At 71.7% G+C, this 23995-nt stretch carries 24 protein-coding genes; 14 read left to right on the top strand and 10 right to left on the bottom strand.

Annotated elements, in window-relative coordinates; genetic code table 11:
- Positions 1–18 precede the first annotated feature (18 nt).
- Positions 19–2076, bottom strand: a complete 2058-nt coding sequence (locus DTL70_RS19495; RefSeq protein ID WP_114023278.1) for a thioredoxin domain-containing protein — start codon at positions 2074–2076, stop codon at positions 19–21.
- A gap of 178 nt (positions 2077–2254) precedes the next feature.
- Between DTL70_RS19495 and DTL70_RS19500 the strand changes: the two genes are divergently transcribed.
- The 4 genes from DTL70_RS19500 to DTL70_RS19515 are packed head-to-tail and all read left to right on the top strand — an operon-like array spanning position 2255 to position 6707.
- Positions 2255–2998 carry an NUDIX hydrolase gene (locus DTL70_RS19500; RefSeq protein WP_114023279.1) on the top strand — a complete coding sequence of 248 codons (744 nt, stop codon included), beginning with the start codon at positions 2255–2257 and terminating at the stop codon, positions 2996–2998.
- Positions 2999–4162: a 5'-methylthioadenosine/S-adenosylhomocysteine nucleosidase family protein gene (locus tag DTL70_RS19505; RefSeq protein ID WP_114023280.1), complete on the top strand. Its 1164-nt coding sequence runs from the start codon at positions 2999–3001 to the stop codon at positions 4160–4162.
- Positions 4159–6147 (top strand): hypothetical protein, encoded by a 1989-nt coding sequence (locus DTL70_RS19510; protein ID WP_181860997.1) that lies wholly within the window; start codon positions 4159–4161, stop codon positions 6145–6147. The genes DTL70_RS19505 and DTL70_RS19510 overlap by 4 nt, the downstream gene beginning before the upstream one ends.
- 35 nt (positions 6148–6182) lie before the next feature.
- Entirely contained in the window at positions 6183–6707 is a 525-nt protein-coding gene (locus DTL70_RS19515) for a hypothetical protein (protein ID WP_114023649.1), read from the top strand.
- Between the two features lie 472 nt (positions 6708–7179).
- Here the strand turns inward: DTL70_RS19515 and DTL70_RS19520 are convergent, their stop codons facing one another.
- On the bottom strand, positions 7180–8349 hold the full coding sequence (locus DTL70_RS19520; protein ID WP_114023281.1) for a tetratricopeptide repeat protein: 1170 nt from the start codon (positions 8347–8349) through the stop codon (positions 7180–7182).
- 119 nt (positions 8350–8468) lie between these two features.
- Here DTL70_RS19520 and DTL70_RS19525 point away from each other — a divergent pair, with 119 nt between their 5' ends.
- Complete coding sequence (locus tag DTL70_RS19525) at positions 8469–9665, top strand: cystathionine gamma-synthase (RefSeq protein ID WP_114023282.1); 1197 nt, start codon at positions 8469–8471, stop codon at positions 9663–9665.
- A gap of 197 nt (positions 9666–9862) precedes the next feature.
- On the opposite strand, the gene DTL70_RS19530 is transcribed toward DTL70_RS19525, so the two are convergent.
- From DTL70_RS19530 to DTL70_RS19540, 3 genes are all read right to left on the bottom strand, one after another.
- Positions 9863–10117, bottom strand: a complete 255-nt coding sequence (locus DTL70_RS19530) for a hypothetical protein (RefSeq protein ID WP_114023283.1) — start codon at positions 10115–10117, stop codon at positions 9863–9865.
- A complete protein-coding gene (locus DTL70_RS19535; protein ID WP_114023284.1) occupies positions 10114–10572 on the bottom strand; it encodes a sigma factor-like helix-turn-helix DNA-binding protein in 459 nt (152 codons plus the stop codon). Before DTL70_RS19535 ends, DTL70_RS19530 begins: the two co-directional genes overlap by 4 nt.
- Positions 10573–10799: 227 nt before the next feature.
- Positions 10800–11369, bottom strand: a complete 570-nt coding sequence (locus DTL70_RS19540) for a MarR family winged helix-turn-helix transcriptional regulator (protein WP_114023285.1) — start codon at positions 11367–11369, stop codon at positions 10800–10802.
- A gap of 208 nt (positions 11370–11577) precedes the next feature.
- On the opposite strand from DTL70_RS19540, the gene ilvA reads away from it, so the two are divergent.
- The 3 genes from ilvA (at position 11578) to DTL70_RS19555 (ending at position 14920) form a co-directional block, all read left to right on the top strand.
- Positions 11578–12822, top strand: a complete 1245-nt coding sequence (gene ilvA, locus DTL70_RS19545) for a threonine ammonia-lyase (RefSeq protein WP_114023286.1) — start codon at positions 11578–11580, stop codon at positions 12820–12822.
- 188 nt (positions 12823–13010) lie between these two features.
- On the top strand, positions 13011–14060 hold the full coding sequence (locus DTL70_RS19550; protein ID WP_114023287.1) for an ATP-binding cassette domain-containing protein: 1050 nt from the start codon (positions 13011–13013) through the stop codon (positions 14058–14060).
- Entirely contained in the window at positions 14057–14920 is an 864-nt protein-coding gene (locus DTL70_RS19555) for an ABC transporter permease (protein WP_114023288.1), read from the top strand. Before DTL70_RS19550 ends, DTL70_RS19555 begins: the two co-directional genes overlap by 4 nt.
- 173 nt (positions 14921–15093) lie before the next feature.
- Here DTL70_RS19555 and greA read toward each other — a convergent pair whose 3' ends face one another.
- The 3 genes from greA to DTL70_RS19570 form a co-directional block, all read right to left on the bottom strand.
- Positions 15094–15591 (bottom strand): transcription elongation factor GreA, encoded by a 498-nt coding sequence (greA, locus tag DTL70_RS19560; protein WP_114023289.1) that lies wholly within the window; start codon positions 15589–15591, stop codon positions 15094–15096.
- A 218-nt stretch (positions 15592–15809) separates the two neighbouring features.
- Positions 15810–16430: a bifunctional 4-hydroxy-2-oxoglutarate aldolase/2-dehydro-3-deoxy-phosphogluconate aldolase gene (locus DTL70_RS19565; protein WP_114023290.1), complete on the bottom strand. Its 621-nt coding sequence runs from the start codon at positions 16428–16430 to the stop codon at positions 15810–15812.
- 263 nt (positions 16431–16693) lie between these two features.
- A complete protein-coding gene (locus tag DTL70_RS19570; protein WP_114023291.1) occupies positions 16694–17125 on the bottom strand; it encodes a DUF4307 domain-containing protein in 432 nt (143 codons plus the stop codon).
- Between the two features lie 129 nt (positions 17126–17254).
- Between DTL70_RS19570 and mca the strand changes: the two genes are divergently transcribed.
- The 3 genes from mca (at position 17255) to msrA (ending at position 19367) form a co-directional block, all read left to right on the top strand.
- Positions 17255–18133 carry a mycothiol conjugate amidase Mca gene (gene mca, locus DTL70_RS19575; protein WP_114023292.1) on the top strand — a complete coding sequence of 293 codons (879 nt, stop codon included), beginning with the start codon at positions 17255–17257 and terminating at the stop codon, positions 18131–18133.
- Positions 18134–18137: 4 nt separating this feature from the next.
- On the top strand, positions 18138–18599 hold the full coding sequence (locus tag DTL70_RS35140; RefSeq protein ID WP_245979476.1) for a hypothetical protein: 462 nt from the start codon (positions 18138–18140) through the stop codon (positions 18597–18599).
- 111 nt (positions 18600–18710) lie between these two features.
- Complete coding sequence (gene msrA, locus DTL70_RS19585; protein WP_114023293.1) at positions 18711–19367, top strand: peptide-methionine (S)-S-oxide reductase MsrA; 657 nt, start codon at positions 18711–18713, stop codon at positions 19365–19367.
- Between the two features lie 292 nt (positions 19368–19659).
- On the opposite strand, the gene DTL70_RS33615 is transcribed toward msrA, so the two are convergent.
- Positions 19660–21324, bottom strand: a complete 1665-nt coding sequence (locus DTL70_RS33615) for a hypothetical protein (protein ID WP_181860998.1) — start codon at positions 21322–21324, stop codon at positions 19660–19662.
- 241 nt (positions 21325–21565) lie between these two features.
- Between DTL70_RS33615 and DTL70_RS19595 the strand changes: the two genes are divergently transcribed.
- Complete coding sequence (locus DTL70_RS19595) at positions 21566–22453, top strand: phosphorothioated DNA-binding restriction endonuclease (RefSeq protein ID WP_114023650.1); 888 nt, start codon at positions 21566–21568, stop codon at positions 22451–22453.
- Positions 22454–22505: 52 nt separating this feature from the next.
- On the opposite strand, the gene DTL70_RS19600 is transcribed toward DTL70_RS19595, so the two are convergent.
- Complete coding sequence (locus tag DTL70_RS19600) at positions 22506–22883, bottom strand: winged helix-turn-helix transcriptional regulator (protein ID WP_114023294.1); 378 nt, start codon at positions 22881–22883, stop codon at positions 22506–22508.
- A 77-nt stretch (positions 22884–22960) separates the two neighbouring features.
- Between DTL70_RS19600 and DTL70_RS19605 the strand changes: the two genes are divergently transcribed.
- Together DTL70_RS19605 and DTL70_RS19610 are read left to right on the top strand one after the other, a co-directional pair.
- Entirely contained in the window at positions 22961–23443 is a 483-nt protein-coding gene (locus DTL70_RS19605) for a YybH family protein (protein ID WP_220183637.1), read from the top strand.
- A 95-nt stretch (positions 23444–23538) separates the two neighbouring features.
- Positions 23539–23982 carry an acyl-CoA thioesterase gene (locus DTL70_RS19610; RefSeq protein ID WP_114023295.1) on the top strand — a complete coding sequence of 148 codons (444 nt, stop codon included), beginning with the start codon at positions 23539–23541 and terminating at the stop codon, positions 23980–23982.
- Positions 23983–23995 lie beyond the last annotated feature (13 nt).

The raw sequence follows: 23995 nt of genomic DNA on the forward strand, positions 1-23995 counted from the left end.
GACGGAGGGGCGCCGGGATCACTCGTTCAGGGCGGTTTCCAGGGCGTCGGGGTCGGTCACCGGGGCCGCGCACACGAAGCCGCGGCACACGTACGCGGCGGGACGCCCGTCGACGAGGCCGCGCCCTTCCAGCAGAGGCACGGACGCCTCCCCCGACGCGTCCCCCACCGCGACCACCGCGCCCGGCGCGGTCGACAGCAGCGCGGCACGGTGGAGCGCGGGCGACGCCCCGACCACCGCCACCTCCCGCGGCCCATCCAGCAGCGCCTCCCCCACCGCGAGGCCCCAGCCGAGGAACCGCGGCACCCGGGACGCCAGCTCACGCACGACACCGAGCGCCCGCTCGGCGGCCTCCCGGTAGCGGGAGTCACCGGTGTAGGCCGCGTACGTGAGCAGAGCGCCGGCCGCCGCGTTCCACCCGGAGGGCACCGCGTTGTCCGTGGGGTCCTGGGGCCGCCGGATGAGCTGCTCGGCGTCGTCGGCGGTGTCGTACAGCGTGCCGTCGTCCGCGGCGAAGTGCTCCAGCACCGTGTCGAGCAGCAGGCCCGCACGCCGCAGCCACTCCGTCTCGCCGGTGACCGCGTACAGCGCGAGATAGCCCTCGGCGACGTCGGCGTGGTCCTCCAGCACCCCCGCGCTGGTGCCGGGCACGCCCTCGCGCGAGGTGCGGACCAGGCGGCGCCCCTCGCCGACGGTGTGCACGTCGGCGAGCAGCCGGGCTGCCGCACGCGCCGCGTCCACCAGGTCGGGCCGCTCGAAGTAGGCGCCGGTCTCGGCGAGCGCGGCGACGGCCAGGCCGTTCCAGGCGCTGACGACCTTCTCGTCGCGCGCGGGACGGGGCCGCGCCGAGCGGGCCTCGAACAGAGCGCGCCGTACGGACTCCACGCGCGCCGCGTCGGCGGGCGGCCCGTCCCCCTCGCGCAGTTGCAGCACCGAGGCGCCGCCCTCGAACGTGCCCTCGTCCGTGACGCGGAAGCGGGCCGCCGCCAGTGCGGCGTCCTCCTCGCCGAGCACCTCGGCGAGTTGCGCGGGCGTCCACACGTAGTAGGCACCCTCGGCGTGGCCGCCGTGCCCGTCGTCGCTGTCGGCGTCCAGCGCGGACGCGAAACCGCCCTCCCGCGTGCGCAGTTCACGGACGAGGAAGTCGGCGGTCTCCAGCGCGACCCGGCGCGCCTGTGCCGCACCTCCCCCGGCCTCCCCTACCTCCGACCGGGAGGCGCCCCCGGCGCGCCACAGGTGGGCGTAGACGCGGCACAGCAGCGCGTTGTCGTACAGCATCTTCTCGAAGTGCGGCACGACCCACTCCGCGTCCACGGAGTAGCGGGCGAAGCCGCCGCCGAGCTGGTCGTAGATGCCACCGCGGGCCATCGCCTCACAGGTGGCCTCGACCATCTGGAGCGCACCCTCGGAGCCGGTACGGGCATGGTGCCGCAGCAGGAACTCCAGCACCATCGACGGCGGGAACTTCGGCGCTCCCCCGAAGCCTCCCCGGCTCGCGTCGAAGTCCTTGGTCAGCCCGAGCAGCGCGGCCCCCATCTCCTCGGCACCCGGCACCTGCGGCGCGGCGAGACTGAGAGTGCGGCCCGCCAGATCGGCGCTGATGCGGGAGGCCACGTCGGCGACCTCCTCGCGCCGGTCCTCCCACGCGGTGCGCACCCCTTCCAGCACCTGCGGGAAGGAAGGCATGCCGTGCCGCGGCGCGGGCGGGAAGTAGGTACCGAAGTAGAAGGGCTCGGCATCCGGCGTCAGAAACACCGTCATCGGCCAGCCGCCCTGCCCGGTGGCCGCCTGCACGGCCTCCATGTAGACGGCGTCCACGTCGGGACGCTCCTCGCGGTCCACCTTCACGGACACGAAGTGGGCGTTCATCAACCGCGCCGTCGCCTCGTCCTCGAAGCTCTCGCGCGCCATCACGTGGCACCAGTGGCACGCCGCGTACCCGACGCTCAGCAGCACGGGCACATCGCGCCGCCGCGCCTCCTCGAACGCCTCCGGCGTCCAGGGCCACCAGTCGACGGGATTGTCGGCGTGCTGCAACAGGTACGGGGACATGGCATCGGCCAGGCGGTTCACCATGCGGGCAGTATCGCAGCACCGGCCGTGAGAACCCACGAAACCGGAACGGGCCGGCGGGACCCGACCGGTCCATCCGCACGCTCCCGCCACCCGCGCCGGGACCGTAGGGGTCGAACGCGACACCAAGCCGCGACCTCCTTCTTGTGTAAGTGACAGTAACTGAAGTACCTTGCAGTACATGCAACATGACGCCTGGTCACCTCCTCCGGTCTTACTGACGGTCGATCTCGTGATCCTGACGCTGCGGGACGGCCACCTGCACGTCCTCCTAGTGGAGCGAGGTGAAGACCCCTTCCGCGGTATGTCCGCCCTGCCCGGAGGATTCCTGAACCACGACGGCGAGGAAATCCTGGATGCCGCTCACCGCGAACTGAGCGAGGAAACGGCGCTGACATCTAGCTGGGTCCACCTGGAACAGCTGGGCGTGTACGGGGAAGCGGACCGCGACCCCCGCGGCCGAGTCGTCTCCGTGGCACACCTGGCGATCGCGCCGGGACTGCCCGAGCCGGTCGCGGGGACGGATGCCAGCGATGCAGCGTGGGTTCCCGCGCACGCCGTGCTGTCGGGAAAGGTGGAAGTCGCCTTCGACCACCGCCGAATCGCAACGGACGGTATCGAACACGCACGCACCAAGCTTGAGTTCTCTTCGCTGGCCACGGCCTTCTGCGGAGCGGAATTCACCATCGCAGAGCTGCAACAGGTATACGAGGCCGTCTGGGGCACCGCACTCGACACTCGCAATTTCTACCGCAAGGTCCAGGCCGCAAAAGGATTCATCGTCCCCCTCGGCACGGACCGCAGGAGCACGGGCGGACGGCCCGCACAGCTGTACCGGGCCGGTCCGAAGACCGTGCTGTTCCCACCACTGATCCGCCCCGCACCGCCCGCAGCGGAAGAGAATATGAGAGGGGAAGAGGAATAGATGTCGAAAGCCCCGGTGGTGATTCTCACCGCCCTCAATCTCGAGTATCAGGCCGTCCGTCAGAAGCTGGCGAGTCCGCAGATGCACCGCCATGAGCGTGGTACCCGGTTCGAAGTGGGAACCGTGCAGGGTACGACGTGCTGTGTCGCACTCGGCCTGACGAGCAAGGGGAACCATTCCGCCGCGGTGATCGCTGAACGCGCGATTCAGGAGTTCTCGCCGGTGGCCGTGCTGTTCGTCGGGGTCGCCGGCGCTTTATGGGATGCCACCAGGCTGGGTGACGTCGTCATGGCGTCACACGTGTACGCATACCACGGTGGGACCAGCGAGGACGACGGGCTCAAAGCACGCCCGCGGGCGTGGGAAGCACCGCACGGCATCAGCCAGCTCGCCTCGCACCTGGCCCGCTTGAACGACTGGGCGGATTCCGCCTCCGGTCACGAGGGCGCGCCACGGGTTCGCTTCGGGGCGGTCGCCGCCGGCGAGGTCGTCCAGAACTCAAGGATCTCGGCCGAAGCGAAGTGGATTCGGCAGCACTATAACGACGCACTCGCCATCGAGATGGAGGCGGCCGGCGTGGCGCAAGCCGGCCATCTCAGCGGGGCACCGGTGGCCATCATTCGGGGAATCAGCGACCGGGCGGACGGCACGAAGAACAGCACGGACGACCGCAACTGGCAGCCGCAGGCCGCAGCGAACGCCGCGGCGTTCGCCATCCGGTTAGCGGTGGAACTGGCAGCGGAACAGGAAGAGGCCGCCGTGCCCCGGGACGGCAGGGCCCCTTCGGCCGACCGGCCCGGCCGACACGTCAGCAACACCGCTCACAACAGCACCGTCGGCATCATGGCCGGCTCGGTCACGGGCAGCAGGGTTCACATGAACACGGCTCCGCAGGAGTCCAGCCCGATGGACCTGATCGCGACGCTCAACGGTTTCCGCGGAAGTTTGAGGCGGCACCACGCTGAAGGTGCCCTCGACCAGGACACGTACCGGGAGGCCCTGGCCGACCTGGACTCCGCCCTCCGGTCGGCCGGGGGAAACACCCCGGATTCGTCGAAGCGGGCGACCATGACGCTCAGGAGACTGCGCGGACTGGTCGTGGAGTGCCCTGCACTGATGGCCGAGCTCGCCCACTTGATCACCACAGTCGGTGACCGGGCATGAGTGACAGCAGCGGGGCCACGTACGGCTCGGCCGCGTACGACTCCACTGTCGGGATCCAGGCGGAGACCGTACACAACTCCAACGTCTACTTCGTCCACCCGGATGCCTCGCCGCAAGAGAAGTACAGGGTGGGCGTGCGGCTTCTGGAGGACGGAATTCCCAGCCGTGCCCGCGAAATGATCACGGACGCGATCGCCCACGGCTACCACAACGCGGAGGTGCGCTTCCACTGGGTGCTCGCCATGCTCAGCGCACGCACCTACCACGACCTCAGCGTCGAAGAGGTCCAGCGGCTGCGCCACGCCTCCGGGCTCGTGCGGGTCTACTCCGAGGACGAATGGAAGGACGCCCTACGCGTCACTTTCGACCTGCTGGCGGTGCTCGGCACCGCCAGCGGAGCGACCGGACCCGTACTGAAGCAGCTGCAAGACCTGCCGTCCCGCCAGCATGATGCGATCCTTCGCCATCTCGACCTCATGCTCACCGGGGGACTCAAGGACGACCTGTGGGCGGACACCCTCGAACGGGCTGGGGCGGAGCGCTTCGGGAACGACCGGGTCGGACGGGTCTGGGCCTATTTCGAGCCCTCCCCCATTGGGGCGCGCGCCGTGTTGCCCCGCCTGAACACTGATGCCGCTGCCGCTGCCCGGGCGGCCCTCCCGCTCCGGCTAGTCCTGTTCGTGGTCAGCAGTGCGGTCCTCGGGGCCCTGGCATGGATCGCGCATCCGGCCCAGGCGGTCGTCGAGTCACTGGTGGCAGTCGTAGCGGGCCGCGTCGCGGCCCGCTACGGCGTCCAGTGGTGGGGCCGGGGATCCCGGCCGGATCACACGGCCGGAGCCGGCGCCCCACAGCCGCACGATCCCGCCCCTCCCGAGGACGGGTTTACCAAACGAGTCCACAACAAGTTCGACCACTACTTCAGCGTCCGCACACCCCACGGATTCACTCCGGAAGCCTGGCTCGCACACACAGCTGAGGTCCGCACCGGCCTCGCCGCCGAGATCGCGGACCTCTACCGGGAGAGCAGGATCAGTGTGGACCGGGTCACCTGGCTGATCCGGTACCTCGCCGAGGAGAACAGGAACCGCCACAACAACGGCACTCTCTTCGATCGGCACCGCCAAGACCGGACGCCGGCCAAGACGAAGATCCTGACCGTGGCAGCCCTCGTTGTTCTCGGCGCCGTGGCTCTGTCAGCGTTCGGCACGGCAGTGTCGGGCGCTGCCCAGCCGCGGCCGCTGTGGGCCTTCCTGGCCTTGCTCGGTGCGACCTGGTCGGGGCACGCGGCCGCTCATCTGTGGCTGGAATTCCGACGTGAAAGGCACCGAGTGGCCCGGGAGGCTCGGGAGTACCAGGAGGAGCTGGCCGCACGGCAGAAGGCTCATCAGCGTTGGAAGGCATTCCTGGACGAGGCCCGCCCCAGCGAGCGGGAGATGGAGACCTGGCTCACCTGCGACAAGACTTCGTTCGTGGACGAGGCGCTGCGGCACCACCGGCTCACCTGGCGGAATCTGATCACGCACACCATCCTGGTGGCCCCGGCGCCCTCCTACAGACGAGCCCGGGTCCGGGGCGGCCCGTGGCGGTACTCGCACTACGTCATCCGCCTGTTCCTGTTCACCCGGGACGGCATCCGCGAGATCAGTTCCGAGTTCAAGTTCGCCGACTCGACGCGAAGGAACGAGCAGCGGAGCAACTACCGGTTCGACGCACTGTCCTCGGTGCAGGTGACGGAGAACGCAGATATCGGCTACGACCTGGAACTCGTTCTCACCAATGGACCAGCCCGGAAGATCCGTGTCAAGGACGCCGATGCCCATCAACTGGCACCGGACGAGAGCGCCCGGGAGATTTCCGAGATCAGTCTCAGCGCGGCCGGCTTCACCCATACTTTCCGCCTCTTGGAGGGGATCGCGGCGGACGGGAAGGACTGGATCGAACGGCACAACCCCGACGATCTGACGCCCTTCCAGGTTTTCGGCTGATCCTGGAATCGAGCACAGGAACGGCTGTGACCTCCATGGACGATATCACTGAGAGCAAAGTCCTGCTGGCCGAGTACGACCGCCTCAAGGAGGAACAGAAGACCCGCATAGGGTTCCGCGACAACCTGCTCTACTTCACGCTCGCCGCGGTCACCGCGGTCGTGGCGGTCACCGTTCACAGCGGACAGTCCCGACTGTTACTCTCCGCCCCTGCGATCTGCCTGATTCTGGGCTGGACCTACCTGGTCAATGACGAGAAGATCTCGGCGATCGGCTGCTACGTCCGCGACCAACTGGGGCCGCGTTTGGGGGAACTCTCCTCCGCCCGGGGCGCGGTGTTCGGCTGGGAGGTATACCACCGCAACGTTGCGGGCCGCACCTTGCGTAAGCGGCTTCAGACCGCGGTGGACCTGTTCACGTACCTGATCCTACCGATGGTCTGCACGACCGCGTTCTGGTGCTCTCCCACCGCTCGGCCCCTGCTCGTGCTCACTTCTCTCGTGCAGACACTCGCCTTGGCTGTACTGGGTTGGCAGTTCCTGCGCCGTACGGAGCGGTAGCGCCGGGCACGGGTACGACACCTCCGACACCAGGGTGCGCGTCGGACTCCGCTGCACAGTCAACAGGCGTCCGACTCGGGCTCGGGCAGTTCGTCCAGGTCAACGGTCTGGGTCCGTCCGTCGGTCAGTTTGAAGGGCAGCTTGGCGAGCCGTAGTTGTGCGCGGGGCCCGCGAGGCAGTCGGAGCGGGTGGGAGCCGGGTGTGGACGACAACCTCCCCGGCGCACGGGTTCACCACCGACATAGCGGCCGTGCTCAGGCTCCTTCCCCTATGTGCCCCATTTGCATTCATGCGCCATCGCTGACGCACGAGGACTATCCGATGTGCCTCCCACTCGCTTCTCCAGTTCCCTGCCGAGCGTGCTCGACAGGGAACTGGGCGCGCAGACCGCCGCGCTCAGCTCTCGCTCGACGATTGCCGCGAGGGGCTTCGTGCCGCTGATCTGACAGTCATCTGACAGCGCTGCGAGGCGTCAGGTCTGGGAGGCCCTGGCGCCGCCCGTGGACTCCCAGCCGGCGACCGCCAGTGCGCGGTAGGCGGCGTACGTGGCGGCCGGGTCGCCCTCGTCGACCCAGGGGACGGCGCCCACGTGGCCGTCGACGGCGGCGAGGGCCTCCATGGCCTCGCCGTACCGCTCGGCGCGGACGAGGAACCACACCAGGAGGTGCAGCACGTGGGGGCGCACCGGGTGGTCGTCGTCGACCTGGTCGACGGCGTACTCGGCGGCCTCGATGGCGTGGCTGATCTCCTCGCTCTCGTACAGGCCGCGGACCATGTTGACCTCGGGCAGGTGGTCGTAGGCCGCGAACAGCGGCAGGGCGGCCAGGAGGGAGCCCTCGGCGGCGTGGGCGGCCGCCGCGCGGGCGAATCCGTCGGCCTGCTCTTTGGAGCCCATCGACTTCGCCGACCAGTACGGCAGCGCCGCCAGGTGGGCGCCCATGTGGTCGGGGGCGAGGCGGCGCACGGTGTCCCACAGGGACGCGAAATCGGCCTCGCGGTAGTTGAGGCGGCGGGCGATGTGCAGTTCGGTGAGGTGGGGTGTGGGGTCGGCGGGGGCGAGTTGGGCCGCGTCCTGGGCGACGTTGCGCGCCTCCTCCAGGATGATGCGGTGGTCGGCGGAGCCGGGCTCGGCCAGCGCCTGGAAGACGAGGAACTGCGCGTACACCTGCGCACCGCCGTGGTCGTTCGGCTGCTGTGCGCGCCACTGCCGCAGCCACCTCGCGTCCTGCTGGACCGCGGCCCGCTCCTTGCTGAAGGACACCACGTCGGCGGGTCCTTCCGCGCCGGCGTCCCGCGCCTGTTCCCGCGCGCGTGCCAGTTCCATGGCCGCCGCGCCCGCGAGGGACTGCACCCGCTGCCAGCGCAGTTCGTACTCGTCGCCCGTCAGTGCCAGCATCCGCGCCACCGGCTCCCAGTCCTGCGTCCGCTGGGCCTCTTCCAGCGCCTCGACGAGTTCCCTGTCGGGGCCCGGCAGCCGTACGTCCAGCTGCTCGGCGGGGACGAAGCCGTACCCGGCGCCCGGGTCGACGGCCTGGACCAGCCCCTGCCTGCCCTCCTGCCGCAGCCGTCGGCGGCGCATCGCGGGATAGGCCACCACACCGAAGAGGGCGGCGAGTGCGATCAGCAGGAACAGGGCTTCCATGGCGGCGGGTCTCCACGGGGTGACGGGGCGGCGGGTCGGCGGCGGGCTCGGCGGTGCTGGGGGATGAGCTCTTGTGAGCACGCCCCCACTCCACCGTACGGCCCACTAGTCTCGCCCCCATGAGTGAGCAGCGTGACAACCGCACCAGCGGCGGGGACCGGACGACCTCGGCGCCCCCTCCGCACGGCTTCGAGACCCTCGCCATCCATGCGGGCCAGACCGCCGATCCGGCCACGGGAGCCGTCGTCCCGCCCATCCACCAGGTCTCCACCTACAAGCAGGACGGTGTCGGCGGGCTGCGCGGCGGCTACGAGTACAGCCGGTCCGCCAACCCCACCCGCACCGCGCTGGAGGAGAACCTCGCCGCGCTGGAGGGCGGCAGGCGGGGCCTGGCCTTCGCCTCCGGGCTCGCGGCGGAGGACTGCCTGCTGCGCACCGTGCTCACGCCCGGTGACCACGTGGTGATTCCGAACGACGCGTACGGCGGCACCTTCCGGCTGTTCGCGCGGGTCGCCGAGCGCTGGGGCGTCCAGTGGTCGGTCGCCGAATCCTCCGACCCTGCCGCCGTACGGGCCGCGCTGCGCGAGCGCACCAAGGCCGTCTGGGTGGAGACGCCCTCGAATCCGCTGCTGGGTGTGACCGACATCGCGGCCGTCGCCCAGGTCGCCGGCGCCGCGGGCGCGCGGCTGGTGGTGGACAACACCTTCGCCAGCCCGTACCTGCAGCAGCCCCTCGCGCTCGGCGCCGACGTCGTCGTCCACTCGACGACCAAGTACATGGGCGGGCATTCCGACGTGGTCGGCGGCGCCCTCGTCGTCTCCGACCCCGCGCTCGGTGACGAGCTGGCCTTCCACCAGAACGCGATGGGGGCGATCGCGGGGCCGTTCGACTCCTGGCTGGTGATGCGCGGTATCAAGACGCTGGGGGTGCGCATGGACCGGCACGGGGAGAACGCGGCCCGCCTCGTGCAGCTTCTGACGGCGCACCCGAAGGTGACCGAGGTCTTCTACCCGGGGCTGCCCTCGCACCCGGGGCACGAGATCGCGGCGAAGCAGATGCGGGGCTTCGGCGGCATGGTGTCCTTCCGTGTGGCGGGCGGCGAGGAGGCGGCTGTGCGGGTGTGCGACCGGGCTCGCCTGTTCACCCTGGGCGAGTCCCTCGGCGGTGTCGAGTCCCTGATCGAGCACCCGGGCCGGATGACCCACGCCTCGGCCGCGGGCTCGGCCCTGGAGGTGCCCGCCGACCTGGTGCGGCTGTCGGTCGGCATCGAGGCCGCCGACGATCTGCTGGCCGACCTGACCCAGGCCCTGGGCTGAGCGACCGGACACCTCGCCCTTCCCCCCTCCCGTGTGGAGAAACGGGGACCCGCCCTCCCGTGTGCAGAAACGGGGACCCGCCCTCCCGAGTGGAGAGGCGGGTTTCCGCCCCCTCACGAGTGGAGAGACGGACCCCGCTTCTTCCCGTCCCTCCGTGCGGGCGCGGAGGGATCCCGCACGGAGGGACGGGAAGGGCGTCACCACCCCGCGGTGGGAGACGTCGTCTTCGGGGGCGTCGCCGTCCACGGGTCGAGGGCGAGGGCCCACACCAGCAGGGCGGCCAGCCCGGCCAGGGCCCCGGCCCACAGAGCCGTCCGCAGGGCCCGTCGCCGCCCCAGCAACCGCTCCCCCTCCTCGCGCGCCCGCTCGGCGAGGTCGGGGGGCACGGGTTCCGCGGCGCGCTGCTCCAGGAGCCGCCGCACCTCCGCCTCCCTGCGGTCGGGCAGGCTCATGCGCCGCTCCGGTGAGCCGGTGGCCGGCTGAGCACCGTCGCCAGGGCCCGCGTGTGCAGTGTGCGTATCCGCTCGACGGGGAGTCCGAGCCCGGCGGCGACCTGTTCCTCGGCGACCCCCTCGTACAGCCGCAGTACCAGGACGAGCCGTTCGGAGGGGGCGAGCGCCCCCAACAGGCCGCCGCGGGAGCGGCGGTGGCGCAGGCCGGTGCGGGCGAAGTGCGCGGCCATCTCCTGGCGCGTGCGTTCGTAGGGGTCCTCGCCGCGCATCCGGTACCAGTCGGCGCGGGTGCGGGCCAGCGCCCGCACGAGCAGCCGCTCGGCAGCGGGCGCGCTGCCGGGGGGTTCGGCGGTCAGCAGGGTGGCGGCGTGCAGAAGCCTGCCGCCGGCCCCCGCGACGAACGCCTCGAATTCGCGCGCGCTCAGGCGCTCCGTCTGTGCCTGACGCTCTCGCACGCCGCCTCCCGCGCGCGTTCCGCGCGACGCTCCCCCGGCCTCTTGTGCCGCTATAGGACGGCAGGCGGCCAGATCAAATCAAGAGGCGCGTCGTCAGCTTCGCCGGAGCGCGGCGCGCGGGTCCGCTCCGGTGCCCGTGCCACCGGGTGCAACCGGCGGGCCGGAGCGGGCCGGTGGCGTCCTCGCGGGCGCCCCTGTGGGCGTCACCATGGGCGTCCCGAGGGTGCTCAGGAGCCGGACCTGGGTGGCTGGCCGAGGCCGCCGGGGTGCAGGTCGAGCATCGCCCCGTTGAAGCGGGTGAGCAGCTCGCAGAAGGTGCCGCGTTCCTCTTCCGTCCACTCCTGCGTGATGAGCTGCATCAGGTTGCGCCGCGAGGAGCGGACCTCTTCGAGCCTGGCCTCACCGCGCGGGGAGAGCTGGAGCACGACCGCACGGCCGTCCTCCGGGTGGGAGGTCCGCTTGACCAGTCCGGACTCGACGAGGGGTGCGACCTGCCGGGTCACGGTGGAGGAGTCGATCCCCATGCCGGCGGCGAGCGCCTTGACGCCCATGGGGCCCTCCTGGTCGAGCCGGTTGAGCAGGAGGTAGGCGGCACGGTCCATGGAGTTGCGGGCCTGTCCGAGCCCGCCGAGCCGGGTCTGTTCCGCGCGGCGCGCGTACACCGCCAGCTGGTGCTGCATGGCGTCCAGCACGGCCGTGGAGGAGCGGGCACCGCTGTCGGCAGGCACCGCGGGATCGTCCTGGAGTGGTCCCGGGGTGTCTGAGGTGTCTGTCGTCATGTCCGGGTGCGTGGGCATGGCACGTGCGCTCACTTCGTCAGTCTGCGGGAGTTTTTGAGGAGATTTGACGGTTCAGGGGTGGTTTGTTGGCCAGGATGGCCTGAGCATGTGCCGACAGAGTACGCGGGAGTGGCCCTGGGCGTACCTCCACTGCACGAACCAGTGACGCGGACCACCCCCGGGCGACCGCACTCCGGCCGTACCGGCGGACTGCCAGACTGGCGGCATGGCCTCCAGTGCACCGCCCCGCGCCACCCCAGGATCCGAACTGCCCGTCTGTCTCGACGACGTGCGCCGCGCCCACAAGACGCTCTCCGGGATCGCCCGTACCACCGCCGTGGAGGGAAGCCGGCACCTCTCCTCGCTCGTCGGCGCACCGGTCCACCTCAAGTGCGAGAACCTCCAGCGCACCGGCTCCTTCAAGCTGCGCGGCGCCTATGTGCGCATCGCCGGGCTCTCCGCGCAGGAGCGGCGGCGCGGCGTCGTGGCGGCGAGCGCGGGCAACCACGCGCAGGGCGTCGCGCTCGCGGCCTCGCTGCTGGGTGTGGCCTCCACCGTCTTCATGCCGGTCGGCGCCCCGCTGCCGAAGGTGGCGGCCACCCGCGAGTACGGGGCACGGGTGCGCATGCACGGTCAGGTGGTGGACGAGACCCTGGAGGCGGCCAAGGAGTACGCGTACGCCACCGGCGCCGTCTTCATCCACCCCTTCGACCACCCGGACGTGGTGGCGGGTCAGGGCACGCTGGGCCTGGAACTGCTCGAACAGTGCCCCGAGGTGCGCACGGTCGTGGTGGGCGTCGGCGGAGGCGGACTGCTCGCCGGCATGGCGGTGGCCATCAAGGCGCTCCGCCCCGACGTGCGGCTCGTGGGCGTGCAGGCCGAGGGCGCGGCCGCCTACCCCCCGTCACTGGCGGCCGGGCGGCCGACGGCGCTGGAGTCGGCCTCGACCATGGCCGACGGCATCAAGGTCGGCAGGCCGGGAGACGTCCCGTTCCGCATCATCGACGCGCTGGTGGACGAGATCCGCACCGTCTCCGAAGACGCCCTCTCGCGCGCCCTGTTGCTCTGTCTCGAACGGGCGAAGCTGGTGGTCGAGCCCGCGGGAGCCAGCCCCCTCGCGGCGCTGCTGTCGGCCCCCGACAGCTTCGAGGGCCCCCTCGCCGCGGTGCTCTCGGGCGGCAACGTCGATCCCCTCGTCCTCCAGCGGACACTGCGGCACGGCATGGCGGCGGCCGGCCGCTACCTGTCGCTGCGGCTGCGCCTGTCCGACCGGCCCGGCGCCCTGGCCGCACTGATGAGCGAGCTGTCCACGGCCGACGCCAACGTGCTCGACGTCAGCCACGTCCGCACCGATCCGCGGCTCGGGCTCGACGAGGTCGAGGTGGAGCTGCACCTGGAGACCAAGGGCCCCGAACACTGCGTCGAGGTGGCGTCCGGGCTGCGCGCGGCGGGCTACACCGTCGTCAGCTGAGCGCTCAGCACAGGACACGGGTCACTCGCGAACTATCGTGAAAGGCGGTTGACGCGATACATCGCGTCGGCTCATACTGCTGTCGTCGGGCCGGAACCCGCCGCACGGCCGTGTATGCACGCCCGATTTTTCGGACGGATCTAGCATTTTTCGTAGAGCCACGCGCTCCACACCCCGGGAGACCATCCATGCCAGGTGCCATTTACGCCGAGGGGCTGGTGAAAGCCTTCGGCGACGTGAGGGCGTTGGACGGCGTCGACCTCGACGTCCCCGAATCCACCGTGCTCGGCCTGCTCGGACCCAACGGCGCGGGCAAGACCACCGCGGTCCGCGTCCTGACGACCCTGCTGAGGCCCGACGCGGGCAAGGCCGTCGTCGCGGGCACCGACGTACTCAAGAACCCGACGGCGGTGCGCCGTTCGATCGGCCTGTCGGGGCAGTTCGCCGCTGTCGACGAATACCTGACAGGACGTGAGAACCTGCAGATGGTCGGGCAGCTCTACCAGATGTCCGGTCGCGACGCGAAGAAGCGCGCGAAGGAGCTGCTGGAGCGGTTCCACCTCGCCGACGCGGCCGACCGCACCGCCAAGACCTACTCGGGCGGCATGCGCCGCCGGCTCGACCTCGCCGCCGCGCTGGTGGTCAGCCCTCCCGTGATGTTCATGGACGAGCCCACCACAGGGCTCGACCCCCGCAACAGGCAGCAGCTGTGGGAGGTCGTCGAGGAACTCGTCGCCGGCGGTACGACGGTGCTGCTGACCACGCAGTATCTCGACGAGGCCGACAGGCTCGCGCACGACATCGCCGTCGTCGACCACGGCAGGGTCATCGCGCGTGGCACCTCCGACCAGCTCAAGGCCCAGACCGGCGGCGAGCGGGTCGAAGTCGTCGTCCACGAGCGCGAGCACATCCCCACCGCGCGGGAGATCCTCGAAAGCCACGCGCTGCGCGGCGCCGGACGGGAGAGCTGCACCGTCGAGGAGCACACCCGCAAGCTGACCGTGCCCGTCACCGGCGGAGCCAAGCTCCTCGCCGAGGTCATCCGGGAGTTGGACACCCGCGGCGTCGAGATCGACGACATCGGCCTGCGCCGCCCCACCCTCGACGACGTCTTCATCTCCCTGACGGGCCACGCCGCCGAGGGCGAGACCGGGCAGGCGACGGACACCGACGACCAGCCGGGCACCGGCACCGACGCGTCCCGCGACGCGGCACAGCGCAAGGAGGCCACCAAGTGAGTGCCACCGCCCAGGCGGCGCCCGCCGGGACCGCGCCGAAGGGGCGCGGCGGAATCGTCCAGTCCGTCACGGACTCCCTGGTGATCGCCAAGCGCAACCTCATCCGCATGGTGCGCATCCCCGAGGTCGTCATCTTCGGCCTGATCCAGCCGATCATGTTCGTGGTGCTCTTCAGCTACGTCTTCGGCGGCTCCATCAAGGTGCCCGGGTCGGGCACCGACGCCGCCTCCTACCGCGAGTTCCTGATGGCGGGCATCTTCGCGCAGACCGTCACCTTCGCGACGGCGGGAGCGGGCGCCGGCATAGCGGAGGACATGCACAAGGGCCTCATCGACCGCTTCCGCTCCCTGCCCATGGCGCGCGGGGCCGTACTGACCGGGCGCACGCTGGCCGATCTCGTGCAGACCACGCTGACGCTCGTCGTCCTCGCCGTCGTCGCCGCCCTCGTGGGGTGGAGTGCCCACGACGGCATCCCCAAGGCACTGGCAGGGTTCGGGCTGCTGTTGCTGCTGGGGTACGCGTTCACCTGGATCGGCGCGCTGATCGGTCTCTCGGTGCGGACACCGGAGGCCGCCACCTCGGGCGGGCTGGTGTGGCTGTTCCCGCTGACGTTCATCTCCGTCGCGTTCGTGCCCTCCCAGAACATGCCCGGCTTCCTCCAGCACCTCGCCGAGTGGAACCCGTTCAGCGCCACCGTCGTCGCCGCGCGGGAGCTGTTCGGCAACCTGCCGCCGGGCTACCCGGTACCGGACGCCTGGCCCATGCAGCACCCGGTCTGGGCTTCACTGATCTGGTCGGCCGCCATCATCGCCGTCTTCCGCACCCTGGCGGTCCGCAGATACCGCAACGCCACGGCCTGACGACGGCGAACGCCACCGCCGGCACGCCCTGGAGGCAGCCCGACAGCCGGCACGCCCGACGGTCGGCAGGCCCAACGGTCGGCAGGCCCAAGGGCCGGAAAACGGCGGGCGGCCCGCGCACCTCACGCGCGGGCCGCCCGCCATCAGCACCCGTGGGCCGGTTCGCCCGCCCCTCAGCCCTTGTAGGGCTTGGCCTCCAGAATGCGGACGGAGGCCATCTTGCCGTTCGGCAGCTCGTAGTCGGCGTCCTCGCCGACCTTCTTGCCGTTCACACCGGTGCCCAGCGGCGACTGCGGGGAGTACGTCTCGATGTCCGTGCTGGCGTACTCGCGGGACGCCAGCAGGAAGGTGATGGTGTCGTCCTCGTCGCCGTCGAAGGCGATCTTCACCACCATGCCGGGCTCGACGACACCGTCGTCCGCCGGAGCCTCACCGACCTTCGCGTTCTCCAGGAGTTGCTGGAGCTGGCGGATCCGCAGCTCCTGCTTGCCCTGCTCCTCCTTGGCCGCGTGGTACCCGCCGTTCTCGCGGAGGTCGCCCTCCTCGCGAGCCGCCTCGATCTTCTTCGAGATCTCGGTACGTGCAGGACCCGACAGGTACTCCAGCTCGGCCTTGAGCTGGGAGTACGCCTCCTGGGTCAGCCAGGTGACGTTGTCGCTGGTCTGGGTCACAGGTGCTCCTCGTCGGTACTGGGATGTCAGCTGATGCAGCAATCGCCCTACCAGACAGGCTGCGCCTTCACTGGTGGGCGAAACCACGAGCTTAACAATTCCGGCGGAAAAGGGAAGAAGGCCATGGCTCCGTCGCAGGTCACAGCCGCACGAGCACACCACACGCGCAGGCCGTGCGCGTCACCGGGGCCAGGGACACCCCGCGCCGCGCGGGGCGGTCACCGCGCGCGGGCCAGCGCGTCCAGCAGCGCGGCCACCCGCTGCCCGGCCGCCTGGGGGCCGCCCGAGGTGAGCGCGGAGCCCAGGCCGCAGGCCACGGCTCCCGCCGCGATCCACTCCGGTGCGGTCTCGACGGTCACCCCGCCGGTGGGGAGGAGCGGCGCCTGGGGCAGCGCGGCCCGCACGTCCGTGACCCACGAGGGTGCGACGGCGGAGGCGGGGAAGAGCTTGAGCGCGTCCGCGCCGTCCTCCAGGGCGCGGACGATCTCCGTGGGAGAGCCGACACCCGGGAACACCGGCACCCCGTACCGGTGACCGGTGCGCAGCACCTCCCGGTGGAGGCTCGGCGAGACGAGGAAGCGCGCGCCCGCCTCGATCGCCGCGCGTGCCGCGGTCTCGTCGAGGACGGATCCGGCGCCGAGGAGAGCGGTCGGGCGCGCCGCCGTCAGCTCGTCGAGGGCGCGGAGGGCCTGCGGGGTGGTGAGGGCCACCTCGACCGCGTGGAGTCCCGCGTCGAGCAGGGTGCCCGCCGCTGTGACGGCTTCGCCCGGTGTGGCCGTGCGGACGATGCCGAACGCGCGCTGCGCTGTGATGGCCTGGGTGGCTTCGTGGCGGTACATGCGGGTCGCTCTGCTCCTGGTCGCGCTGGTGCTGCCGCCACGACCCCTGCCCCTGATCCGCGAACCGACTCCTCCTTTTCCTCGGGAGGAGGACGGGTCTTTTCCTCGGGAGGAGGACGGGTCTTTCCCTCGGGAGGAGGGCAGGTTTCTCAGGAGAACGACCGATCCCCGGGAGACGGCGGGGGCCGGCGGGCACAGCCCGGGGCCGGCGGGCACGGCCGGGTGCGGCCGAGAACGGCCGGAAGTGACCGGCGCGCGGCCGGTTACCTCTTCTCGCAGCCCAGCAGCTCGGCGCTGGTGGCGCGGGAGGTGGTCCGCACGGTGACGACCCTGTCGACGCGCGCGGTACCCGCGTCGAACGCCGCGGACCTGCGTCCGACCTCGGACCCGTTCTCCGCACGGGAGCGCAGCGTGCACACGCCTTCGGCGCCCTCGTCCTTGCGCACCTCCAGGTGCACTTCCACCGCGCTGTCGGAGACGACCTTGAACTTGATCACTTCGCCGCTGACGTCCTGCCCGGAGACGTAGGAGGCGCCGATCCAGCCGATGAGCGCCAGAAACAGGACACCGAGCACACCGCCGGTGACCTTCAGCCGACGGTCCGTGCGCGCGTCCGTACGGCCCACGCCCGTGCCGGAGCGCCCTGCGGTACGCCCGTAGCGCCCTTCCGGGGCCTTCTGGCTCAGATCGGCCATGGCGGCGGTTCCTCTCGGCGGCGCGGGGGATCGTACCGGGAATACATCACGGTCCTCGTTCGGTCACTATAGAAGCCGCCCGCACTACCGCTGACAGCGGGCCGATGGCCGACTTACGAGGATTGAGTTGTGACTGAGCAACTGCGACTGATGGCCGTGCACGCGCACCCCGACGACGAGTCGAGCAAGGGCGCGGCCACCATGGCGAAGTACGTCGACGAGGGGGTGGACGTGCTGGTCGCGACGTGCACCGGGGGAGAGCGTGGCTCCATCCTCAACCCGAAACTCCAGGGCGACACCTACGTCGAGGCGAACATCCACGAGGTGCGCAGGAAGGAGATGGACGAGGCCAGGGAGATCCTGGGGGTGAAGCAGGCGTGGCTCGGTTTCGTCGACTCGGGGCTGCCCGAGGGCGACCCGCTGCCGCCGCTGCCGGAGGGCTGCTTCGCCCTGGTCGAGGTGGACGAGGCGGCCGGCGCGCTGGTGCGGCTGATCCGCGAGTTCCGCCCGCAGGTGATCACCACCTACGACGAGAACGGCGGCTACCCGCACCCCGACCACATCATGACCCACAAGATCACGATGGTCGCGTTCGAGCACGCCGCGGACACGGAGAAGTATCCGGAGGCGGAGTTCGGCGCACCCTGGCAGCCGCTGAAGGTCTACTACAACCAGGGCTTCAACCGGCAGCGCACCCTGGCGATGCACACCGCGATGATCGAGCGCGGTCTGGAGTCGCCGTACACGCAGTGGCTGGAGCGCTGGGAGAAGATGAAGGTCAAGGAGCGCGAGCTCACCACGTTCGTGCCCTGCGGCGACTTCTTCGAGATCCGGGACAAGGCGCTCATCGCGCACGCCACGCAGATCGACCCGGACGGCGGCTGGTTCCGCGTCCCGATGGACATCCAGCGGGAGGTCTGGCCGACCGAGGAGTACGAGCTGGCGAAGTCCCTCGTGGAGACCTCCCTCCCCGAGGACGACCTCTTCGCGGGGATCCGCGAGAATTGACGGTATGAGCCCGACGCAGACAACGCTCGTCCAGGTCCTTCCGCTGGCCAAGGACCTGGACGAGAACAAGGTGACTCCCGGCGTGCTCGGTTTCGTCGTCTTCGCGGTCATCGGCCTGGCCGTGTGGCTGCTGATGAAGTCGATGAACAAGCACATGAACCGGGTGGACTTCGAGGAGCAGCCGGCGGCCGGGGGCGGCAGCGCCCCCGTCGGCGGACCGGACGGAGCCGGGGACGGCGGCACGCCCGGGGGGACGTCCAAGGACGTCGCCGAGGCGACCGACGCGGACGAAGCGGACGAGGACGCCGGGTCGAGCGAGAGCACGAAGACCGCGGTGGAGGAGAAGAAGACCGAGGTCACGGCCAGTGCAGCCGCCGCATCCTCCGCCCCGGCGTCTTCGTCCGCAGCCTCCACGGCGTCCACGGCAGCCTCGGCGTCCTCCTCGTCCGCCAAGTCGAAGGGCTGACGACCGCACCGGCCACGCAACGGCCCCGCACCGGCCCCGTGCCGCCTCCGCCGCCCCGGACACGGCCCTCCGACTCCCCCACACCCCTCCGACTTCCGTCTGGAGAACGACATGCTGTTCGGCAGGTTCAAAAACCGCGTCCCCACCCCGGAGGAGGCCCTGCAGGGCCGTCCTGAGCCGGAGTTCGCCGTGCCCGAGCGGCACACCGTACTGGGCACGGCGTTGCAGGGCCCGTACCCGGAGGGCCTGGAGGTAGCCGACTTCGGCATGGGCTGCTTCTGGGGCGCCGAGCGGGTCTTCTGGACGACGGACGGCGTCTGGACGACCCTCGTCGGCTACCAGGGCGGGTCCACACCGCACCCCACGTACGAGGAGGTCTGCTCGGGCCTCACGGGACACGCCGAGGTCGTCCGCGTGGTCTTCGACCCGGCGAAGGTCTCCTACGAGACGCTCCTCAAGCGCTTCTGGGAGGCGCACGACCCGACCCAGGGCTTCCGCCAGGGCAACGACTCGGGCACCCAGTACCGCTCGGCTGTCTACACCCACTCCGCCGCGCAGGCGAGCGCGGCGGAGGCGTCCAGGGGCGCGTACCAGCAGGTCCTCAGCGCCTCCGGGCACGGAGAGATCACCACGGAGATCCTCTCCGCCGAGGACCGCCCCTTCTACCCGGCCGAGGGCTACCACCAGCAGTATCTCGACAAGAATCCGGCCGGTTACTGCGGCATCGGCGGCACGGGCGTGAGCTGCCCGGTGGGGCTGGCCTCGTAGGAGGAGCCGCGCACGCCTGGCGAGGTCGTCGGCCTCGTGGCGAACCCGCCCCCGTTCGGTTGTGAGCGGGGGCGTTCGTCGTCCGCGCAAGACCCGTGGGGCGCTCGTGGGGCGCTCGTGGGGCGCTCGTGGGCGTGGACGAGGCCGAAAGTCGTCCACCAGGCCGCACGCGCCGCCGCCCACCTGAAGCACGCCCACCTGGAGCACGCCGATGAAGCACGCCGGCTGGAGCACGCCGGCTGGAGCGCCCCCGTCCCGGCCTCTTTCGCCCGTCCCGGGGCTCTCAGCCGTCTTACGGCCCGGCGGCCCGGGCCCTCGGCCGTGCGGGACTCGTCGGCCGCATAGGGCCGGCCGGCCGTGAGAGATCCGTCGGCCCGTGGGGAGTGTCGGCGCGGGGTGGGACGGCGACGCGCCAGCCGGGGTTGTAGGTGTGGGGCACCGGGTGGAGGTGCCAGTCGGCTGCCTCGGCCCAGGCGGGCAGCGGCGCTCTCCGGAGCACGAGCGCATGGGGCGTGCGCCCCTGGGCGGGGCGGCAGCCGGCGGTGTGGGCCACCGGGATGGTGGAGCTGTTGCCGCCGAGTACGCAGGGAGGGCGTACGCCGTGGGCGCGCAGCACTTCCCCGATGCGCTGCCAGTCGTGGCGGGCCGCCGCCTGGATGCCGGAGTGGAGGCCCAACTGCTGGAGCTGGAGGGCGAGGTGGAGGGCGGCGAGGGCACCGCCGCCCAGCCGGACGAGTACCCGTGCGCGCCGTGCTCCGCGAGCGCGGGCCCACCGCACGGCGCGGAGGGCGCCGAGCGCGGCGACGGGGGCCAGCAGCCCGTAGGCGGGCAGCAGGAAGCGGGGTGCCGCGTACTCCATGAGGAAGAGGTACGGCAGGGCGACGGCGGCTGCGGCCGCCAGCGGAAGCACCGCCGAAGCGGTGCGCCCCTGCGCGCGTGCCGCACGGAGGCCGAGCACCAGCAGCGGGGGGATCAGCAGCCACCATCCGGCGTTCGCCCACTCGATCGCCGCACCGTCGCACGGGCGGCACAGCAGGGGCCCGTCCAGCGCGGCGGCGTGTGCCCTCAGGGTGTCGAGAGTGAGGCGCGGGCTCATGCCGCCCTGGATCTCGCTCGCGGCGCGCACGCGTCGCAGCACACCGCCGAAGCGGAGCGACGCCTCCACGGCCCAGGGCAGCAGCCCGGCAGCGAGGCCGCAGGCGAGGGCGAGCGCGGTCCGCGTCCGGACGCGCGGGGGCGGTCGGCGGCCGCCCAGCGCGGCGGTGAACAGCACGAGCGCGGGCCACACCGCGTCGTTGGGGCGCATCAGGGCGGCGAGGGCGAGCGCGGCGGCCGCACCCGCGCGGGTCCGTCCCGTGGCCGGGCGGCGGAGGAAACAGCCGACGGCGGCCACCAGGCCCGTGGCCACGTAGTGGTTGGGCATCGCCGCGCCCGCGTAGAAGAGCGCGATCCACACGCTGCCGTAGAGCGCGGCGGCGAGCGGCACGGTCCCGCGCCCAGCGAACCTGCCCAGCCAGGGCAGGTAGCCGAGGAAGAGGGAGAGCGACGCGGTCAGCGTCAGGTAGCAGCGCAGCAGCACGACCGAGTCGCTGAACGCCGCGACGGGTGCGAGGAGCGCGGGGACGCCGCGGGTGCGGGGGGCGCTGAAGGGCGTCTCGGGCCCGTAGGGCGCGAAGCGGCTCGTGTAGACGAGTTCGTCCCAGCCGAGCGGCAGCCCTGGGTGGACGACGGTGAGCGAGAGCAGTCCGAAGGCGCCGCACACCCCGGCGAGCCACCAGCGTTCGTCCCGCCACCACGGGCGCCGCTCGACGGTCCGCTGCGCGGGCCCGGCGGCGGGCGCGGGGTACCGGGCGGCCGGTGCGGGGCGTTCGGCGGCCGGTGCGGGAGGCCCGGCGGCCGGTGCCGCGTATCCGGACGTCCGTGCCGCCCGCCCCGCACTCCGTGCAGAAGATGACATACGCGGCATCCTGGCGCCGCGGGGCGGAAACCCCGTGGAGGCCGGCGCCTGCCGCGCGCCGGGCCGCGCAGCCGGACCCTGCGGTCGCGTTGGCGAACGGGCCTGGCTCGACGAGCGTCTCGAAGGAGAGAGTGGAGCCCATCCCTTCGTGTGCAGGTGCGATCAACAGGAGGCTATCGAGGGGGTGTCGGCCCGGACAATGGCCGTCGTGTCACAGCCGCACACGCCCTACAGTGCACGCATGGACTGGGTGGCACGCGTCGGCAACCTCCGGCAGTGGACGCAGAAGGGCGAACGGGCGCCGCACAAACCGCTGTTGCTGCTGTACGCGCTCGGCCGCCAGCAGACCGACCCCGACGGCGGGCTCCGTTACACGGAGGTCGAGCGCGACGTGGCACGCCTGCTGCGGGAGTACGGCCCGCCGCGCGACACGTCGCCGGGCTACCCGTTCCACCACCTGGTGAGCGACGGCGTGTGGGAGGTCCGCACGGACACGGGAGGCGACAGCCCCGGATCGCAGGTCGGGCGGTTGCGGGCCAGCGGTGCGACGGGGCGGCTGGCGCCCGGCCTGCGCGCGGCCCTGGCCGAGGATCCCGGACTGCTGTCCACTCTCGCCCACACCCTGCTCGACCTGCACTTTCCGCCCTCGCTGCACGAGGACGTCGCCGCGGACGCCGGGCTGGATCTGGACGTGGCGGACCTGGCGCGGGTCGCCGTGCGCCGCCTGGTCCGCGACCCGGTGCGCGCGGCCCGGCTCCGCGCCGAGGTCATGTCGGCGTACGGGAACCGCTGCGCGTTCTGCGGGTTCGACGGCGCGCTGGGGCCGCGCCCGCGTCCGGTGGGGCTGGAGGCGGCGCATGTGCGCTGGTGGGCCTTCGACGGGCCCGACGACCTCTCGAACGCCCTGTGCCTGTGCGCCCTCCACCACAAGCTGTTCGACCGTGGTGTCCTCGGCCTGGACGGCGGCCTGCGCATCACCGTCTCCCGCCACTTCACGGGCACCGGCACGGCGGCCCGTCTCCAGGTCCTCGACCTCGCCGACCGTCCGATGGCTCCTCCCGCCGGCGGCGCCCCTCCGGTCGCGGTCAGGCACACCGCCTGGCACACGGCCCAGGTCTTCCGCGGCTGACCGGCAGGGAAGGGGGGCGAGACCGCCGTCGGTCGGGCCGCCCGCGCGGGCGTCAGTCCGCCGCGCCCCACTCCCACAGAGCTTGCAGCACGGGCCCCAGCGCCTGCCCGCGGGCTGTGAGCCGGTAGCTGACGGTGGTGGGCCAGCCCGGTGCCCGGTCCCGGTGAACGACCCCCGTGGCGGCGAGCCGGTGGAGACGGTCGGTGAGGACCTTGTCCGACAGGTCTGGCAGCGCGGCGGCCAGCTCCCCGAACGTGTGCGTGCCGCGCAGCAGTTCGCGTATCACCAGCGTCGTCCAGCGGCCCCGCAGCGCGTCAAGGGCGACCTCGACGGGGCAGCCGGGCGTCGGGGCCGCGGCGCGGGCCAGCGGATCGTCGGGCAGGCCGGGCCGCGCGGGGCCCGGCCCGGCACTGACCGTTGGGTAAGCCACGTGCGGGGGTCCTAACGTCAGTTCTCGTCCTTACGCGCCGAGCCTACGGCGCCTCTCCGCCCTCTCGGAGGTCCCGCGTGAACAGCAGTTCCCTCCCCCTTGCCCGTGAAGCCGCGGACGTACCTGCGGTGTTCGCGACACGGTTCAACAGCGGAAGCGCCGAGGCGGTGGCCCAGATGTACGAGCCGGGCGCGGTGTTCGTCTCCCCCGACGGCACCGTGGCCGACACCCCGCGGGCTGTGGCCCGCGCGAACGCGGACTTCCTCGCGCTCGGTCTGCCGCTGAGCGTGCGCCCCCGGCACACCTACGTCGCCGACGAGGTGGCCCTGCTGATCGTCGACTGGGAGATCGACGGCACCGGGCCTGACGGCGCCCGCGTCCACCTGAGGGGAACGGCCACCGACGTCGCCCGGCGCGGGGCCGACGGCCACTGGCGGTACGTGATCGACCGCCCGGCCGGCAACGACACCGTCCAGCGGACGCCCGACGAGCCCAGCGCGTCGCCGCCTGCCGGGGCCGGCAGTCCCCGAGCGGTGCCGTCGGGCCGCCGGATAGCGTGACCGGTGTTGCCGCGCCGCCCGCCGCGGGCGCGTGCCCGACGAGCAGGGCGGTGGCGAGTCCGCCCAGACGAGTCGCCCACGAGACGGAGAAGACCGTGTCACAAGACCAGCCCGCAGCCGATCCGTGCACCGTCCCGGTGACGGTACGGGGCTACGAGACCGACACCCAGGGACATGTGAACCAGGCCGTGTACCTCCAGTACGGCGAGCACGCGCGCTGGTCGGCGCTGAGAGCGGCCGGTATCGAACAGGCCGCCATGGTGGCCCGGGGTGTGGGGCCCGTCGTGCTGGAGCAGACGGTGCGGTACCTGCGGGAGCTGCACGCGGGTGACGAGGTGACGGTCAGCTGCGCCTTCGAGTGGGGCCCGGGCAAGACCTTCCGCATGCGCCAGCTCATCCGCAGGGCCGACGGCACACTCGCCGCGGAGCTGACCGGCGTCGGCGGGGTGATGGATCTGCGGGCGCGCCGCCTGGTGGCGGACCCCGGCGCGGCGCTGCGTGAGCTGGCGACCGACCCGAAGGTACTGGGCCTGGCGTAACGACGCCCCTCCG

The organism is Streptomyces diacarni, from assembly GCF_003323715.1.
In the GTDB taxonomy this organism is placed as follows: Bacteria; Actinomycetota; Actinomycetes; order Streptomycetales; family Streptomycetaceae; genus Streptomyces; species Streptomyces diacarni.

Bases quoted from the DNA above. Each gene is read 5' to 3' on its own strand.
- DTL70_RS19495 (WP_114023278.1), bottom strand. From the start codon at position 2,076: ATGGTGAACCGCCTGGCCGATGCCATGTCCCCGTACCTGTTGCAGCAC.
- DTL70_RS19500 (WP_114023279.1), top strand. From the start codon at position 2,255: ATGCAACATGACGCCTGGTCACCTCCTCCGGTCTTACTGACGGTCGAT.
- DTL70_RS19505 (WP_114023280.1), top strand. From the start codon at position 2,999: ATGTCGAAAGCCCCGGTGGTGATTCTCACCGCCCTCAATCTCGAGTAT.
- DTL70_RS19510 (WP_181860997.1), top strand. From the start codon at position 4,159: ATGAGTGACAGCAGCGGGGCCACGTACGGCTCGGCCGCGTACGACTCC.
- DTL70_RS19515 (WP_114023649.1), top strand. From the start codon at position 6,183: ATGGACGATATCACTGAGAGCAAAGTCCTGCTGGCCGAGTACGACCGC.
- DTL70_RS19520 (WP_114023281.1), bottom strand. From the start codon at position 8,349: ATGGAAGCCCTGTTCCTGCTGATCGCACTCGCCGCCCTCTTCGGTGTG.
- DTL70_RS19525 (WP_114023282.1), top strand. From the start codon at position 8,469: ATGAGTGAGCAGCGTGACAACCGCACCAGCGGCGGGGACCGGACGACC.
- DTL70_RS19530 (WP_114023283.1), bottom strand. From the start codon at position 10,117: ATGAGCCTGCCCGACCGCAGGGAGGCGGAGGTGCGGCGGCTCCTGGAG.
- DTL70_RS19540 (WP_114023285.1), bottom strand. From the start codon at position 11,369: ATGCCCACGCACCCGGACATGACGACAGACACCTCAGACACCCCGGGA.
- ilvA (WP_114023286.1), top strand. From the start codon at position 11,578: ATGGCCTCCAGTGCACCGCCCCGCGCCACCCCAGGATCCGAACTGCCC.
- DTL70_RS19550 (WP_114023287.1), top strand. From the start codon at position 13,011: ATGCCAGGTGCCATTTACGCCGAGGGGCTGGTGAAAGCCTTCGGCGAC.
- DTL70_RS19565 (WP_114023290.1), bottom strand. From the start codon at position 16,430: ATGTACCGCCACGAAGCCACCCAGGCCATCACAGCGCAGCGCGCGTTC.
- DTL70_RS19570 (WP_114023291.1), bottom strand. From the start codon at position 17,125: ATGGCCGATCTGAGCCAGAAGGCCCCGGAAGGGCGCTACGGGCGTACC.
- DTL70_RS35140 (WP_245979476.1), top strand. From the start codon at position 18,138: ATGAGCCCGACGCAGACAACGCTCGTCCAGGTCCTTCCGCTGGCCAAG.
- msrA (WP_114023293.1), top strand. From the start codon at position 18,711: ATGCTGTTCGGCAGGTTCAAAAACCGCGTCCCCACCCCGGAGGAGGCC.
- DTL70_RS33615 (WP_181860998.1), bottom strand. From the start codon at position 21,324: ATGTCATCTTCTGCACGGAGTGCGGGGCGGGCGGCACGGACGTCCGGA.
- DTL70_RS19595 (WP_114023650.1), top strand. From the start codon at position 21,566: ATGGACTGGGTGGCACGCGTCGGCAACCTCCGGCAGTGGACGCAGAAG.